The sequence below is a fragment of the Streptomyces kronopolitis genome (genome assembly GCF_014646275.1).
GTDB classification, from domain to species: Bacteria; Actinomycetota; Actinomycetes; order Streptomycetales; family Streptomycetaceae; genus Streptomyces; species Streptomyces kronopolitis.
This window is the reverse complement of sequence record NZ_BMND01000001.1, coordinates 56,491-71,259: the sequence shown is the minus strand read 5'-3', so window position 1 is coordinate 71,259 and position 14,769 is coordinate 56,491. Positions and strand designations below refer to the sequence as shown.

Sequence of the window (14,769 nt, the reverse complement as noted above, 5' to 3'; positions counted from 1 at the left end):
GCGCGCGGTGGGAGTGCTGGGGCCGCGGGAGACCTCGCCCGGCCGCCACGAGACGCCGGAGGAGCGGTCGGACCGGCGGTGGACCGAGCTGCTCCAGGAGGTGCGGGTCATCCAGACCGGCGTGCAGATCCTCTTCGGCTTCCTGCTGACCGTCGTCTTCACCCCGCGCTTCGCCACGCTCACACCGACCGACCGGGCCATCTACGTGACGACGGTGCTGCTCGGCGCGGCCACCACCGGCGCGCTGGTCGGCACGGTGACCTTCCACCGGCTGGTGGCCGGGCACCGGCTGAAGTCCGAGACGGTGCTGTGGGCCTCCCGTCTGGCCCTGGTCGGGATCGTCCTCCTGCTGGCGACGGTCACCTCCGCGCTGCTGCTGATCCTGCGCATCGCGCTGCACGACTCCGCCGTCCCCTGGATCGTGGCGGGGCTGGTGGGCTGGTTCATGATCTGCTGGTTCGCGCTGCCGGCCTGGATCCTGTACCGGTACTCGTCCAAGGACTGAGCGGGCGCCGGGGGGTGGTTCGTCGTCCGCGGGCACGTCAGCGCGGCCGCGTCCTGCGCGGCCACGGGCGCGGGCCGGGACCCCGGTCAGGGTCCCGGCCCGCGCCCGGTGTCGGCCGTGGGGCCGTGGGCACTCACGCACCCGCGGTGGCCTGGCCGACGCGGCGCGGCCGGCTGAGCAGCGCGGCGCCCGCGAAGCCGGCACTGACGATCGCCAGTGCCACGGCGAGCATCTCGGGCCACATGCCGGTGTCGCCCAGACCGCTGCCCAGCGGGGCGAAGACGCCGGCCCGGGACAGCGCGTGCAGGGCGATGATGATCATTGCCCCGGCGGCACACGCCGTCCAGACCAGGGCGGTGTCCCGCATCACCAGCAGACCGGCCAGCATCAGGTAGATGACCGCGATGGCCATCGAGAGCCCGGCGACCGCCGGAGCGCCCTGCAGATGCGAGGCGTTCACCGGCAGATGCGCCAGCCCGCACAGGGCCAGGGCCGCGGCCGCGGGCCAGCGCAGCACGGACCGCAGCACGCCGGGGACCGCGTAGCCCGGCTGGCGGGATGCCTCGGCCGGGGTGGACCACGGACCGCCCTGCGGCATGCCGGCCGTGCGCTGGGCCCACGGCGGGCGGTTCGGCTGCGGGGGGTTGAGCGGATTCTCGCGCTGCCCGGGGGCCATCGGCTGGCCGTCGCGGCCCAGGGGGCGCACATCGGGGTCGAGCAGGTGCATGGACGCGGTGGGCTCCGGTTCGCCGTACCCACCGGGGCCGACGGGGCCGTCAGGGCCGCCGTGGGCGGGCGGGAAGTGGTCGTCCATGGGGTAGCCGTCGCCGGCCTTCGTACGGTCGAACAGCTCGATCAGCTGGGCGACCTCCTCGACGGATCTGTCGGTGGCCACCGCGCGCAGGGCGTCATTGCTCGATTCCGCGGTGTGCGGAGTGGCGCGGAGCATGTCGAAGAGCGCGGCGACCTCGCTCACGGGACGGGAAATGACCGCCATGCGCAGCGCTTCATCGCCGGGGTTGGGAACGTCGCCACTGCGCTTGAGCAGTTCCACGAGGGCGGCGACTTCCTCCAGGGGCCGATGGGTGACCGCCTCCCACAAAAGGGTGCGGGCGGAGTTTTTCTCAGGGGTCATGGGCGGAAAGTGCTCGCCGGTTCCTGTCGAGGACAGTTCGGCGTCGCCCCCACAAAGAGCTGGTTCGGATGACATGGAGGGACTCCACTGAACGAGGGGGAGCGTCAAACACCAGAAGCGCTGACACTCGGCGGACTGTGCGCGTGCTGTGATTCAGCCAACGTCCCTACGGACCGTTCACGCCATTCAGGAAGGCCATCCGGTGGAGACACGCCGTGACGCCCGGGCGTGCCGCGGTCCGCGGCCGCGAACCGGCGGCCGGTCCGGGTCCGCGGCCGCCCGCCTGGACCGGTCCGGCAGTGCGGTGGCGTCCGCCCCTCCCCCGGTACGCCCGACGGCGGTATCCCGTACCTCACGGAGGGTGACTCGCCGGGGTTGCTGCGCGCTGCCGGGCCTGATGTGCTGGTAATGCGGCTCTCCCACCCCGTCCAAGGAGAGATCATGAGCCCTAGCGGAGAATCTCGCGGACGAATCCAGCAGATGCGCGACAAGGCCCAGGAATTGCAGGCGGCAGCGGAACGCGCCGGCGATCCCGAGGAGCGCAAGCGGCTCCAGGAGAAGGCACGCAGGCTGGCGTCCCAGAGCGAGCAGGAAAGCGGAATGGCCAGCGGAGACATCTACCCCGCCGAGTGAGGCCGCAAGGCCCCGCCGGAAAGCGGACCGGAAACGGACCGCATGCAGCGGACGGGACACGGCTCGATGCCGTGTCCCGTCCGCTGCATTCCGCCGCCGTCGCATTCCGCGGTAGTCGCATTCCGCCGTAGCCGTATTCCGGCCGGTGCGGTCGCCCCCGGCCGGTCAGCCCTGCTTCTTGACGAATTCGGTGGTGTAGGTCTTCTTCAGATTCACCGTGGCGTTCTTGAGGTTGGGGTTGAAGGCCTTCAGCACCCGCTCCACGGTCGCCGGGCCGTCGGCCGGCATCACCCCGTCCTTGGTGAACATCGGCAGGGTGTCCTTGATCGACTGGGCGTAGAGCTTCTTGCCGCCCTGGGCGTAGTCGGCCGGCATCCGGTCGGCGATCTGCTCGGCGGTATGGGTGGACATCCACCGGAGGGTCTTGACGAAGGCGCGGGCCAGCTTGCGCACGGTGTCCTTGTGGCTGTTCGCCCAGTCGGTGTTCATGTACAGGCTGGAGGAGGGGTAGAGGCCGCCGAGCGCCTTGCGGGAGCCCTCCGGGGTGCGCATGTCGAGCAGGACCTTGCCGAGGTTCTTGTCGACGAGCTGCGCGACCGTCGGGTCCGTCGTCATCCCGCCCTGGATCGAGCCCTGCTGGAGGGCCGAGAGGAAGGTCTGTCCGGCGCCGACCGCCACCGGGGTGAACTCGTCGGTCCCCACCCCGTTCTTCACCGCGAGGTACTTGGTCAGGAAGTCGGTGGACGAGCCGAGGCCGGTGACGCCGAGCTTCTTGCCCTTGAAGTCCTTGGGCGAGGTGAGGTCGCCGGCCGCCTTGTTCGACACCACCTCGACCTCGCCGGGGGCGTGCGCGAGCTGCACCACCGATTCCACCTGCTTGCCCTTGACCTGGAGATCGAGGGTGTGGTCGTAGAAGCCGACGACGCCCTGGACGTCACCGGAGACCAGCGAGGTGGTGGCCTGCACGCCGGCCGGTTCGGTGAGCAGGGAGACGTGCAGGCCCTCGTCCTCGAAGTAGCCGAGCTGCTGGGTGAGTCTGGCCGGCAGGTAGATGACCTTGTCGAGGCCGCCCACCATGATCTTGATCTTGCCGTCCTTGCCGTCGGAGCCGGCGGCCGGGGAGCCGCCGCACGCGGTGAGCGTGGTCAGGGCGAGGGTGGCGGCGGCCGCGGCGGCCGAGAACTTCAGTGCGGTGCGCATGGGTCACGTCCTTGTGAGGTGCGGGCAGGAAGGAGCGGGTGGGCCGGTCAGCGGCCGTCGCCGGCGTCGGCCGGCTTCCAGCGGAAGAGCCGCCGTTCGAGGAAGGCGAGCAGCCCCTCGGCGAGCAGGGCGACCACGGCGAGGATCAGCATCGCGGCGTACACCCCGGACGCGTTGAAGGTGCCCTGGGAGGCCGCGACCAGCAGGCCCAGGCCCTTGGTCGCGCCGATGTACTCGCCGACGATCGCGCCGATCAGCGCGAAGCCGAAGCTGACGTGCAGGCTGGTGAAGATCCATGAGGTGGCGGAGGGGATCACCACCTGGAAGGTGACCTGGCGGTTGCTCGCGCCGAGGATCCGGGAGTTGGCGACCAGGTTGCGGTCAACCTCCCGTGCGCCCTGGAAGGCGTTGAAGAAGACCGGGAAGAAGACCAGGACGACGGCCGAGGCGACCTTGGAGGCCGGGCCCAGGCCGAACCAGATGAGGAAGATGGGGGCCAGGACGATCCGCGGGAGGGCGTTGAGCACCTTGATGTACGGGCCGAGCACATCGGCGAGGAAGCGGATCCGGCCCAGGGTGATGCCCAGCACCACACCGCCGAAGACGCCGATGACCCAGCCGAGCAGCGCCTCGTAGAGCGTGTACCAGACCTGCTCCCACAGCGCGCCCTGCGGAGTGCCGTGCAGCGCCCACTGGACCGCCTGGTCCCAGATCTTCGAGGGCATCGAGAAGTTGAAGGGGTCGATGACGGCGGCGCGGGCCAGCCCCTCCCACAGTCCGATCAGGCCGACCAGCAGCAGCACCCGGGTGCCGTACACCAGGTACGTGTGGTGGCGGGCGGCGCGCGCCCTGGCCCGCGAACGGTCGCCGCGGTCCGGCGCGGCGGGGGACGCGGCCGGGGTGACGGTCTCAGGCGACATGCGCGGCACCCCTCTCGCGGGTGATCCGGACCTCTTCGCCGAGGGAGGACCAGATCTCCCGGTAGATCTCCAGGAAGCGCGGCTCCAGCCGGATCGACTCGACCTTGCGGGGCCGCGGCAGGTCGACCGCGAAGACCTCCTTGACGGTGGCCGGGCCGGCGGTCATGACCACGACCTTGTCGGCGAGGGCGATGGACTCCTCCAGGTCGTGGGTGACGAAGACGACGGAGGCGCCGGTCCCCGACCACAGCTCCAGCAGCTCGTCCGACATCAGCGCCCGGGTCTGCACGTCCAGGGCGGAGAACGGCTCGTCCATGAGGAGGATTTCGGGGTCGTTGACGAAGGTCGCGGCGAGGGCGACGCGCTTGCGCTGCCCGCCGGAGAGCTGGTGCGGATAGCGGTCCTCGAAGGACGCCAGCCCGACCCGGGCGAGCCAGTCCCGTGCCCGCTGCCTGGCCTCGGGCTTGGGGACGCCGCGGAACCGCGGTCCGGCCATCACGTTCGACAGCACGGTGCGCCAGGGGAAGACCGCGTCCTGCTGGAAGACGAACCCGATCTTGTCGCCGATGCCCCGGACCGGCTCGCCGGCGACCAGCACCTCACCCTCGGTCGGCTCCTCCAGCCCGCTGACCAGGGTCAGCGTGGTGGACTTCCCGCAGCCGGTGGGGCCGACGACCGCGACGAACTCACCGCGTCCGACGACCAGGTCCAGATCCCGTACGGCGGTGTGCGGCGCCCCCGAGGGTGTGCGGAACGCCTTGCTCGTACCCCGCAGTTCGATGGCGGGGCTCGTGTGCCTGTTCATGAGCCGGGAGGCTAGGAGTGACCGGGGCCACAGCGGCAGCCTTGTGGGCGCAAGCCGCCTTTCTGCGCGCAGACCCTGTTGTGCTCATTTTGCGCACGCTAGAACAGCTAGGTCCTTACCAAGGGGGTGCGCAATCGCATACCCGCGGCTTACCGTGCCGGCACCGCGAGACAACGGGAAGATTCGGTTCCGCGAGCCGGCGGAGGGCCGGAGACGAGGGAGGCCCCATGCGCATCCGCCGGCCGCGCCGTGTCTTCGCACAGGTGCTCACCGCGCAAGTCGCCCTCACCACCGGGGTGATGGTGCTCGCCACCGGCCTGTTCCTCGCCCCGCTCAGCGCCCAGCTGGACGACCAGGCGATGCGCCGTGCGCTGTCCATCGCCCAGACCACCGCCGCCGACCCGGACCTCGCCCGGGAGCTGGCCACCACCGCGCCGGACCCGCACGGGCCGGTGCAGGCCGGCGCGGAGCGGATCCGCAAGGCGACCGGGGCGCTGTACGTCGTGGTGCTGGACACCCGCGGAGTGCGCTGGTCGCACACCCACACCGCCGAGATCGGCCGGCACGTCTCCACCGACCCCAGCCGCACCCTGGCGGGCCGGCAGGTGCGGCAGATCGACACCGGGACGCTGGGGCGCTCGGCCCGCGCCAAGGTGCCGCTGCGCGACGGCCGCGGCCGGATCGTCGGCGCGGTATCGGTCGGGATCGCCTACGACAGCGTGCACAGCCGGCTGCTGGGCACCCTGCCCGCGGTGCTGCGGTACGCGGGCGCGGCACTGGCCGTGGGCGTACTGGCCGCGCTGCTGCTCGCCCGCGGGCTGCGGCGCCGTACGCACGGGGTGGCGTTCGCCGACATCTCCGCGCTGCTCGACGAGCGGGAGGCGATGCTGCACGGCATCCGTGAGGGGGTGGTCGCCTTCGACCGGCACGGCCGGATCCGGCTGGTCAACGACGAGGCCGGGCGGCTGCTGGGCCTGGACGGGCGGGCCGCGGGGCGGCCGCTGGACGAGGTGCTGGCGCCGGGCCGGACGACGGATGTGCTGGCCGGGCGGGTGGCCGGCGCGGATCTGCTGGCCGTGTGCGGCGGGCGGGTGCTGGTCGCCAACCGGATGCCGACGCCGGACGGCGGGGCGGTGGTGACCCTGCGCGACCGTACCGAGCTGGAGCTGCTCGGCCGCGAACTGGACGGCACCCAGGGGCTGTTGGACGCGCTGCGGGCGCAGGACCACGAGCACGCCAATCAGCTGCACACGCTGCGCGGACTGCTGGAGTTGGGCCGGCACGACACGGCGGTGGACTTCGTCACCGAGGTGACCAGCGCGCACCGGGCGTCCGCGGAGCAGATCGCGGAGAAGGTGCACGACCCGCTGCTGTCCGCGCTGCTCGTCGGCAAGGCGGCCGTCGCGGCCGAACGCGGTGTGCCGCTGCGGGTCTCGCCCGCGACGCTGCTGCCCGATGCCGTGGTCGACCCGCGCGATCTGGTGACCGTGCTGGGCAATCTCCTCGACAACGCGCTGGACGCCGCCGCCGCGCACCGCCGTGCCGAGCCGTTCGTCGAGGTGGAGCTGCGGGCCGAGGGCGGCACGGCCGTGCTGCGGGTCTCGGACACCGGCGCGGGGGTGCCGCCCGGGCTGCGGGAGCGGATCTTCGCCGAGGGCTGGTCGACCAAGGCCGCCCCGCCGGACGCCGGGGACCACGCGGCCGGGCGCCCGGTGGCCTTTCACCGCGGCCGGGGCATCGGCCTCGCGCTGGTGCGCCGGCTGGCCGAGCGCTACGGCGGGATGGCCCGGGTGACCGCGCGGGCGGGCGGCGGCGCGGTCTTCACCGTCGTCCTGCCCGAGGCCCTCACCCCGCCGCCCGACACCCCGGACCGTCCGCTCACGGCCGCGGGAGAGGCGAGGTGAGCGGCGTGCCGGGCACCTGCGGGGGCGCCCCGGACGCGGCCCCGCGCAGGGGGACCGCGACGCAGCGCGGAGAAGGACGGAGCGTGCCGATGATCGAGGTCCTGGTGGTGGACGACGACTTCCACGTCGCCGAGATCAACGCCGCCTATGTCGCGCAGGTGCCGGGCTTCCGGGTCGCCGGCCGCGCCCACACGGCCGCCCAGGCCCTGGCCGCCCTGGAGCGCGGCCGGATCGATCTGGTGCTGCTGGATCACTATCTGCCGGACGAGACGGGGCTGGCCCTGGTGCGGCGGCTGCGGCAGCTCGGCCACCGCACCGACGTGATCATGGTGACGGCGGCCCGGGACGTGGCCACGGTCCAGGAGGCGATGCGCAGCGGGGCGCTGCAGTACCTCGTCAAGCCGTTCGGCTTCTCCGGGTTGCGGGCGAAGCTGGAGGGCTACGCGGCGCTGCGCCGGACCGTGGCGGGAGTGGGCGGCCGCGGGGAGGCCGGCCAGGAGCAGGTGGACCGGATCTTCGGCGCCTTCCGGGCGGCCGACTCCCCGCAGGCCGAGCTGCCCAAGGGCCACTCGGCGGCGACCGTCGAACTGATCCGCCAGGTCCTGGACGGGGCCGGGCACCCGCTGTCCGCCCATGAGGTCGCCGCCCGCGCGGGCGTCAGCCGCTCCACGGCCCAGCGCTATCTGAAGCATCTCGAACGCAGCGGCCACGTCACCCTGACCCTCAAATACGGCGACACCGGACGCCCCGAACACCGCTACCGGTGGGCCCGCGCGCACTGACCGCGCCCCGTCCGGCCGCGGTGGCCGGGGCCCCGGCCGGGAAGTGATCTGCGCCCGACCCCTTGACAGCTCCCCCGGCCGGATCCGACGATCCCGGGGTGAACCTGTCAGACAGCCAGACAGCTGGCGACACCCCTCGGCGGATCAGTGCCATGGAAGCGGTGCTCCACCATTTGCGCGACGCCATCGAGCGCGGCGACTACGCGATCGGCGACAAGCTCCCCTCCGAGGCGGAGCTGTGCCGCCGACTGGAAGTGAGCCGGCCGGTGCTCCGCGAGGCGCTGCGCGCGCTCCAGACGATGGGGCTGACGGTCTCACGTACCGGCAAGGGCACCTTCGTCGTCTCCGACGGCGCGGCGGCCGACCCGACCTTCGGCGACTACACGGCGAGCGACCTCCTGGAGGTCCGCCGCCATGTGGAGATCCCGGTGGCCGGGTACGCGGCCGTGCGCCGCACCCCGGAGGACCTCGATCACCTGACCCATCTGCTGGAGCGGATGGAGGAGGAGACCGACACCACCGCGTGGGTGGCCATGGACACCCTCTTCCACCTGGCCGTCGCCGAGGCGGCCCGCAATCCGGTCTTCCGCAGGGTCATCGAGGAGATCCGCGACGCGCTGGCCCGCCAGTCGGCCTTCCTCAACGAGCTGGGCGGACGGCGCGAGCAGTCCAACCGCGAACACCGGGCGATCATCGAGGCCCTCGTCGACAGCAGCGAACAGGACGCCGCGGACGCCATGGCGCACCACCTGGCACGCGTCGAGACGACGCTGACCACCATCGTGCGGCCACCCCACCGCACGGCCCCCTCCACGGAAAACGAGGATCACGCGTGAGCGAACGACCCCTCCCGCAGGCGGAACGGCAGCAACGACAAGAGACATCCGACACCCCGCAGCAGCCCGCGGGCGGGCATGTGGACGCCGGCGACGCCGGTTACCAGAAGTCCCTCAAGTCCCGGCACGTCAACATGATCGCGATCGGCGGGGCCATCGGCACCGGCCTCTTCCTGGGCGCGGGCGGCCGGCTCGCCGACGCCGGGCCCTCGCTGGCCGTGGCGTACGCGCTCTGCGGGCTGTTCGCCTTCCTCGTGGTGCGCGCCCTGGGCGAGCTGGTGCTGCACCGGCCGTCCTCCGGCGCGTTCGTGTCCTACGCCCGCGAGTTCCTCGGCGAGAAGGGGGCGTTCGTCGCGGGCTGGATGTACTTCCTGAACTGGGCGACGACCGGCGTCGCCGACATCACGGCGGTGGCGACCTACACGCACTACTGGGGCATGTTCTCCGACGTGCCCCAGTGGGTGATCGCGCTGATCGCCCTCGCGGTGGTGCTGACCGTGAACCTCATCTCCGTGAAGATCTTCGGCGAGATGGAGTTCTGGTTCGCGATCATCAAGGTCGGTGCGCTGGTCGCCTTCATGCTGATCGGCATCTTCCTGCTGGTCACCCAGCACCCGGTCGGCGGCCACTCCCCCGGCCCCGCGCTGATCGCCGACCACGGCGGGGTCTTCCCCACCGGGACACTGGCGATGCTGCTGGTGATCCAGGGCGTGGTGTTCGCCTACGCCTCGGTGGAGCTGGTCGGCGTCGCGGCGGGTGAGACCGCCGAGCCGGAGAAGGTGCTGCCCAGGGCGATCAACTCGATCATGTGGCGGGTGGGCGTCTTCTACGTCGGCTCGGTGGTGCTGCTGTCGATGCTGCTGCCCTGGAGCTCCTACTCCGCCGGCGAGAGCCCGTTCGTGACCGTGCTGTCCCGGGTCGGGGTGCCGGCCGCGGGCGGCGTGATGAACCTCGTCGTGCTCACCGCCGCGATGTCCAGCCTCAACTCCGGCCTCTACTCCACCGGCCGCATTCTGCGCTCGATGGCGATGTCCGGCTCCGCGCCGCGGTTCACCGGCCTGATGAGCCGCAGCCAGGTCCCCTACGGCGGCATCCTGCTCACCTCGGGGGTCTGCGTCCTGGGCGTGGGCCTCAACTATGTGGTGCCGAGCGACGCGTTCGAGATCGTGCTGAACTTCGCGGCGCTCGGCATCCTCAGCACGTGGGCGATGATCATGATCTGCCATCTGCTCTTCTGGCGGAAGACCCGGGCCGGGGAGCTTGCCCGCCCGAGCTTCCGGCTGCCCGGCTCGCCGTGGACCGAGTGCGTGACGCTGGCCTTCCTCGCCCTCGTCCTGGTGCTGATGTGGGCCGACGAGGGGGCGGGCCGGGCCACCGTGCTCGCGATCCCGCTGATCGTGGCGGCACTGGTCGGCGGCTGGTTCGTGGTGCGCGGCCGGGTCGGCACCCTGCGGGACGCGGCCCGGCACGAGAGCGGTGCGACGGCGGCCGCCGGCACCGGATCCGTCCCGCGCCCCCGTCCGGACGACAACCCCCACAGCGGCGAATCCACCGAGAGTTGATGATGAGTCAGAACACCCTGCGGCCGCTCCGCACCCCGGGCGACGCGCCCGCGGTCCGCGAGCCGGCACACGTACCCGTCGCGCAGGTGGTGCGCGGCGGAATGATCGAGGGCGTCCACCACGGCTCGGTCGTGGTCCTGGCGGCCGACGGGAGCGTGGCGTTCCGGGCCGGCGACATCGAGGCGGCCTGCTACCCGCGCTCGGCGCTCAAGCCCCTCCAGGCGGTCGGGCTGCTGCGCGCGGGCCTGCCGCCGCTGGACGAGGAGTTGCTGGCGCTGGTCGCGGCCAGCCACTCCGGTGAGGAACGCCATCTGGCCGGCGCCCGGCGCATCCTGGCCGCCGCCGAACTGACCGAGGACGACCTGCGCAACGTCCCCGACCTGCCGTACGACCCGGCCGTCCGCGACGAGTGGCTCCGGCGCGGCCGCGGTCCGTCCCGCCTCGCGCAGAACTGCTCGGGCAAGCACGCCGCCATGCTGCTGACGGCCCGCACCCGCGGCTGGCCGCTCGCCGACTACCTCGACCCCGGGCACCCCTTGCAGCGGGAACTCGCCGCGGCCGTGGAGGACCTCACCGGCCAGCGCATCGCCCGCACCACCGTCGACGGCTGCGGCGCCCCGCTGTTCTCGGTCTCCCTGCACGGGCTGACCCGGGCCGCGGCCCGGCTGGCGACGGCGGCGCCCGGCACCGACGAGGGCCGGATCGCCGAGGCGATGCGGGCACACCCCGAGATGGTCTCCGGCAGCGGCCGCGACGTGGCCCGGCTGGTGCGGGCGGTGCCCGGCCTGCTCGCCAAGGACGGCTTCGAGGGAGTGCAGATCGCGGCACTGCCGGACGGCCGGGCCGTCGGCGTGAAGATAGCCGACGGCGCCGACCGGGCCCGGATGCCGGTGACGGCGGCCGCCCTGGCCCACTGCGGCGTCGACCCCGACGTGCTCGCCGCCTTCACCACCGCCCCCGTCCTGGGCGGCGGCGCACCGGTCGGCGCGCTCCGGGCACTGCACACCCCCGAGCCATCCCTCCCCTGACTCCCCCGCTCCCCTCCCCCTCCTCCCCTCCGCACAAAGGACCCTCAGCACCATGACTGCCGCCGGCCACCGCCGCGAACACGATCTGCTCGGCGACCGCGAGATACCGGCCGAGGCGTACTGGGGCGTGCACACCCTGCGCGCCAGGGAGAACTTCCCGATCACCGGTACCCCGATCGCCGCCTACCCGCATCTGATCAACGCGCTCGCCGCCGTCAAGGAGGCCGCGGCCCGGGCCAACGAGGACCTCGGACTGCTGGACCGGGAGCGGGCCGACGCCATCGCCGCCGCCTGCCGGGAGATCCGGGCCCACGACCGGCTGCACGACCAGTTCATCGTCGACGTCATCCAGGGCGGCGCCGGCACCTCGACGAACATGAACGCCAACGAGGTGATCGCCAACCGGGCGCTGGAGATCCTCGGCCACGACAAGGGCGACTACGGCCGTCTGCACCCCAACGAGCACGTCAACCTCAGCCAGTCGACCAACGACGTCTATCCAACGGCGGTGAACGTCGCCACGATCATCGCCGTACGCGAACTGCTCGACGCGATGACCGTGCTGCGCGAGGCCTTCGCGGCCAAGGCGGAGGAGTTCCGCGAGGTCCTCAAGATGGGGCGCACCCAGCTCCAGGACGCCGTGCCGATGACCCTGGGCCAGGAGTTCTCGGCCTACGCGGTGATGCTGGAGGAGGACCAGAGCCGGCTGGCCGAGGCCGTCCTGCTCATCCACGAGATCAACCTCGGCGCCACCGCCATCGGCACCGGTCTCAACGCTCCCAAGGGCTACGCCGAGGCGGCCCGCGACCACCTGGCCACCCTCACCGGACTGCCCCTGGTCACCGCCGCCAACCTGGTCGAGGCCACCCAGGACTGCGGCGCCTTCGTCCATCTCTCCGGCGTCCTCAAGCGCATCGCCGTCAAGCTCTCCAAGAGCTGCAACGACCTGCGGCTGCTCTCCTCCGGTCCGCGCGCGGGCCTGGCGGAGATCAACCTGCCGCCGGTGCAGGCCGGTTCGAGCATCATGCCCGGGAAGGTCAACCCGGTGATCCCGGAGGTCGTCAACCAGGTGGCCTTCGAGGTCATCGGCAACGACGTGACCATCACCATGGCCGCCGAGGCCGGGCAGCTCCAGCTCAACGCGTTCGAGCCGGTCATCCTGCACTCCCTCTCGGAGAGCATCACCCACCTCGGCGCCGCCTGCCGCACCCTCGCCGAGCGCTGCGTGGCGGGCATCACCGCCAACACCGAGACGCTGCGCGCGAGTGTGGAGAACTCCATCGGCCTGGTCACCGCGCTCAACCCGCACATCGGCTACACCGCCGCCACCGCCATCGCCAAGGAGGCGCTGGCCACCGGCCGCGGCGTCGCCGAACTGGTCCTGGAACAGGGCCTGCTGCCCGCCGACCGGCTCGCGGCCCTGCTGCGCCCGGAGGAGATCGCGGGCACCGGGGCACCGGCCGCCACGGCCTAGCGGGCAGCTCCCCCGCACATGAGGGGCCCGGCTCACGCGTGAGCCGGGCCCCTCACCTCACGGTCAACGCCCCCTCACCCGTGGGCCGTTGCTGCCCGGTCCTCTCCCACGGCGACCGGGGCCGGCACGTCCCACCCCGCGGGCCTGCTCCAGTCCCGCCACTTCTCCCACCAGCAGTCCCCGGAGGCGATCAGCGCCTCGGCCTCCCGGGCCGCCGCCCGGACCGAGGCGGCCTCCTCGGCGGTGAAGCCCCCGCTGCGCGCACGCTCCTCGAAGTCCGCCACGTCCTTCCAGCGGTACGGGGAGCCGTCGCCCGATATCCACAGGTCCAGTTCCTGGTCCAGGGTGTCGTAACCGGCCTCGGTACGCCGCAGCGGCTCCTGGAAGTTCACGTACCACCCGTCGAAGGCGTCCCCCGACCGGCGCGCCCAGACGGAGTAGCCGTCCCCGGCCCGCTGCACCTGCAGCACTCCGTCGGACCGCCAGTACGGCTCGAAGGCGGCCCACGGGTGGACGCCCCAGCGGAAGTCCCCGCCGCCGAAGGCAAGTTGCGTCCCCTGGTGCAGATAGGTGGCGAGGGTGACCCCGTCGTCCGCGGCCACCTGCACGGGATAGACCATCCACTCACGGCCGTCGAGGATCTCTCGCCGGACGATCACTTCACCCTCGGAAAACACACGGCTCATGGATACGTGTCGGCCCTTCTCGCGTTGCTCGAATTCCCCGGCCGGCCAGTATGCCCGTGCCGCCGGTCGTGACGGGCCCGTGCGAGGTGATGGGCGGTGCGGAGCAGTTCGCGCAGTGCCGTGGTGGTGCGCGGGCCCGGGTTCACCACCGCGAGCCAGCCGGCGGAGGCGTAGACGGGGTGGGCCAGCACGGTGTCGGTGGCGGCGGGGTCGTCGTCGGCGGCCGGCTCGCCCGGCTCGTGGCCGGTCCAGTGGCGGAAGGAGTCCTTCCCGGCGGCGACATTGACGCGGAACGAGCCGGGGCGGTCCAGGCGCGACCGCTCGTCGCCCGGGTAGTTCTTCGTCACGATCGTCGCGAACGGCTGGGTCGCGGCGGGCACGGTGCCGTCGGGGGACCAGAAGAAGAAGGTGTCCCCCCAGCTGATCTCCGGTGAGCCGTCCCCGGGTCGCGGTGTGACGGCGAGGACCCCTTCGAGGTCCGCCACGAAGCCGATGATCTCGTCGATGGTCATGTGCTCAAGCGTTTCATTAAGGTGCTTGTGGAGACTTCGCACCGGAAGAGGGAGGAGCCCGCGGTGCCCACCCTCAACTCGGCGGTGCTGCGGACGGTCGATGTCGCGCGCGGCGCCGGGTACTCCGTGCAGCAGGTGCGCAATCTCGAACGCGACGGTGTGCTGCCGCCGGCGACGCGCACCGCCGCGGGCTACCGGCGCTACGGGGAGATCCACCTGCGGTCCGCGCTCGCCTACCGGGCCCTCGCGGCCGGCACCGGCCCGGTGGAGGCCAAGCGGATCGTTCGCGTCATCCACGCGGGCCCGGTTGCGGAGGCCCTCGCGCTCCTGGACGCGGCACACGCCCGGCTGCACCGCGAGCGGACGGACCTCGCACTCGCCCGGGAGGCCGCCGCGGCGATCTCCGCCGAGCCGCTGGCGGACGTCCGCCCCTCGGATGCGATGGGCGTCGCCGCACTCGCCGACGCGCTCGGCGTGCGCCCCTCGACACTGCGGCACTGGGACGCCGAGGGCCTCGTCGTCCCCGGCCGGCGCCCCCCGCGCGGCACCCGGAGCTACTCCCCCGCCCATGTCCGCGACGCCCGGATCGTCCACCAACTGCGCACCGCCGGCTACCGCGTCGACGCGCTCCGGACGCTGCTGCCCGCGCTGCGGCACGGGCAGCGGTCGCACGACCTCGCGGCCGCCCTCGCGGCCCGGGACGCGGACCTCGCGGCGCGCTCCCGCGCCCTGCTCGATGCCGCCGCCGCACTCGCCGCGGTCCTCGCCGCGGCCCGGGCGTGACGCG

The 14,769-nt window shown here is 72.6% G+C and carries 15 protein-coding genes; 9 read left to right on the top strand and 6 right to left on the bottom strand.

The genetic code is table 11. The features are described 5' to 3' along the window. The first annotated feature begins 7 nt into the window (after window positions 1-7). Complete coding sequence (locus IEY78_RS00330) at window positions 8-505, top strand: DUF6328 family protein (protein WP_189095245.1); 498 nt, start codon at window positions 8-10, stop codon at window positions 503-505. A gap of 133 nt (window positions 506-638) precedes the next feature. On the opposite strand, the gene IEY78_RS00325 is transcribed toward IEY78_RS00330, so the two are convergent. Next, window positions 639-1,640: a hypothetical protein gene (locus tag IEY78_RS00325; RefSeq protein WP_229699598.1), complete on the bottom strand. Its 1,002-nt coding sequence runs from the start codon at window positions 1,638-1,640 to the stop codon at window positions 639-641. A gap of 441 nt (window positions 1,641-2,081) precedes the next feature. Between IEY78_RS00325 and IEY78_RS00320 the strand changes: the two genes are divergently transcribed. Next, on the top strand, window positions 2,082-2,273 hold the full coding sequence (locus IEY78_RS00320) for a DUF6381 family protein (protein WP_189095244.1): 192 nt from the start codon (window positions 2,082-2,084) through the stop codon (window positions 2,271-2,273). 165 nt (window positions 2,274-2,438) lie between these two features. On the opposite strand, the gene IEY78_RS00315 is transcribed toward IEY78_RS00320, so the two are convergent. The 3 genes from IEY78_RS00315 to IEY78_RS00305 are packed head-to-tail and all read right to left on the bottom strand — an operon-like array spanning window position 2,439 to window position 5,198. After that, window positions 2,439-3,473, bottom strand: a complete 1,035-nt coding sequence (locus tag IEY78_RS00315) for an ABC transporter substrate-binding protein (RefSeq protein WP_189095243.1) — start codon at window positions 3,471-3,473, stop codon at window positions 2,439-2,441. Between the two features lie 47 nt (window positions 3,474-3,520). Further along, on the bottom strand, window positions 3,521-4,393 hold the full coding sequence (locus IEY78_RS00310) for an ABC transporter permease (protein WP_189095242.1): 873 nt from the start codon (window positions 4,391-4,393) through the stop codon (window positions 3,521-3,523). Then, complete coding sequence (locus tag IEY78_RS00305) at window positions 4,383-5,198, bottom strand: ABC transporter ATP-binding protein (RefSeq protein ID WP_189095241.1); 816 nt, start codon at window positions 5,196-5,198, stop codon at window positions 4,383-4,385. The genes IEY78_RS00310 and IEY78_RS00305 overlap by 11 nt, the downstream gene beginning before the upstream one ends. Window positions 5,199-5,425: 227 nt before the next feature. Here IEY78_RS00305 and IEY78_RS00300 point away from each other — a divergent pair, with 227 nt between their 5' ends. The 6 genes from IEY78_RS00300 (at window position 5,426) to aspA (ending at window position 12,784) form a co-directional block, all read left to right on the top strand. Beyond that, window positions 5,426-7,102 (top strand): sensor histidine kinase, encoded by a 1,677-nt coding sequence (locus IEY78_RS00300; protein ID WP_189095240.1) that lies wholly within the window; start codon window positions 5,426-5,428, stop codon window positions 7,100-7,102. A gap of 89 nt (window positions 7,103-7,191) precedes the next feature. Continuing rightward, entirely contained in the window at window positions 7,192-7,884 is a 693-nt protein-coding gene (locus IEY78_RS00295; protein ID WP_189095712.1) for a response regulator, read from the top strand. A 98-nt stretch (window positions 7,885-7,982) separates the two neighbouring features. Next, window positions 7,983-8,720 (top strand): FadR/GntR family transcriptional regulator, encoded by a 738-nt coding sequence (locus tag IEY78_RS00290; protein WP_189095239.1) that lies wholly within the window; start codon window positions 7,983-7,985, stop codon window positions 8,718-8,720. Beyond that, window positions 8,717-10,282 carry an amino acid permease gene (locus IEY78_RS00285; RefSeq protein ID WP_373294023.1) on the top strand — a complete coding sequence of 522 codons (1,566 nt, stop codon included), beginning with the start codon at window positions 8,717-8,719 and terminating at the stop codon, window positions 10,280-10,282. The genes IEY78_RS00290 and IEY78_RS00285 overlap by 4 nt, the downstream gene beginning before the upstream one ends. Before the next feature lie 2 nt (window positions 10,283-10,284). After that, window positions 10,285-11,310 carry an asparaginase gene (locus IEY78_RS00280; RefSeq protein ID WP_189095238.1) on the top strand — a complete coding sequence of 342 codons (1,026 nt, stop codon included), beginning with the start codon at window positions 10,285-10,287 and terminating at the stop codon, window positions 11,308-11,310. 52 nt (window positions 11,311-11,362) lie between these two features. Next, window positions 11,363-12,784 carry an aspartate ammonia-lyase gene (gene aspA, locus IEY78_RS00275; protein WP_189095237.1) on the top strand — a complete coding sequence of 474 codons (1,422 nt, stop codon included), beginning with the start codon at window positions 11,363-11,365 and terminating at the stop codon, window positions 12,782-12,784. A 74-nt stretch (window positions 12,785-12,858) separates the two neighbouring features. Here aspA and IEY78_RS00270 read toward each other — a convergent pair whose 3' ends face one another. Beyond that, window positions 12,859-13,470, bottom strand: coding sequence for a ribonuclease FAU-1 family protein (locus tag IEY78_RS00270; RefSeq protein WP_189095236.1), 612 nt, complete (start codon window positions 13,468-13,470; stop codon window positions 12,859-12,861). Then, on the bottom strand, window positions 13,467-13,982 hold the full coding sequence (locus IEY78_RS00265) for a DUF6194 family protein (protein WP_189095234.1): 516 nt from the start codon (window positions 13,980-13,982) through the stop codon (window positions 13,467-13,469). The genes IEY78_RS00270 and IEY78_RS00265 overlap by 4 nt, the downstream gene beginning before the upstream one ends. Before the next feature lie 63 nt (window positions 13,983-14,045). Between IEY78_RS00265 and IEY78_RS34760 the strand changes: the two genes are divergently transcribed. Further along, the gene (locus IEY78_RS34760) at window positions 14,046-14,765 is read left to right on the top strand and encodes a MerR family transcriptional regulator (protein WP_189095233.1); all 720 of its coding nucleotides are present in this window, start codon (window positions 14,046-14,048) and stop codon (window positions 14,763-14,765) included. Window positions 14,766-14,769: the final 4 nt, after the last annotated feature.

What these genes read in the sequence shown, in the direction of transcription:
- IEY78_RS00280 (WP_189095238.1), top strand. Translation starts at nt 10,285, where the DNA reads ATGAGTCAGAACACCCTGCGGCCGCTCCGCACCCCGGGCGACGCGCCC.
- IEY78_RS00325 (WP_229699598.1), bottom strand. Translation starts at nt 1,640, where the DNA reads ATGACCCCTGAGAAAAACTCCGCCCGCACCCTTTTGTGGGAGGCGGTC.
- IEY78_RS00320 (WP_189095244.1), top strand. Translation starts at nt 2,082, where the DNA reads ATGAGCCCTAGCGGAGAATCTCGCGGACGAATCCAGCAGATGCGCGAC.
- IEY78_RS00265 (WP_189095234.1), bottom strand. Translation starts at nt 13,982, where the DNA reads ATGACCATCGACGAGATCATCGGCTTCGTGGCGGACCTCGAAGGGGTC.
- IEY78_RS00305 (WP_189095241.1), bottom strand. Translation starts at nt 5,198, where the DNA reads ATGAACAGGCACACGAGCCCCGCCATCGAACTGCGGGGTACGAGCAAG.
- IEY78_RS00315 (WP_189095243.1), bottom strand. Translation starts at nt 3,473, where the DNA reads ATGCGCACCGCACTGAAGTTCTCGGCCGCCGCGGCCGCCGCCACCCTC.
- IEY78_RS00310 (WP_189095242.1), bottom strand. Translation starts at nt 4,393, where the DNA reads ATGTCGCCTGAGACCGTCACCCCGGCCGCGTCCCCCGCCGCGCCGGAC.
- IEY78_RS00295 (WP_189095712.1), top strand. Translation starts at nt 7,192, where the DNA reads ATGATCGAGGTCCTGGTGGTGGACGACGACTTCCACGTCGCCGAGATC.
- IEY78_RS00270 (WP_189095236.1), bottom strand. Translation starts at nt 13,470, where the DNA reads ATGAGCCGTGTGTTTTCCGAGGGTGAAGTGATCGTCCGGCGAGAGATC.
- IEY78_RS00300 (WP_189095240.1), top strand. Translation starts at nt 5,426, where the DNA reads ATGCGCATCCGCCGGCCGCGCCGTGTCTTCGCACAGGTGCTCACCGCG.
- aspA (WP_189095237.1), top strand. Translation starts at nt 11,363, where the DNA reads ATGACTGCCGCCGGCCACCGCCGCGAACACGATCTGCTCGGCGACCGC.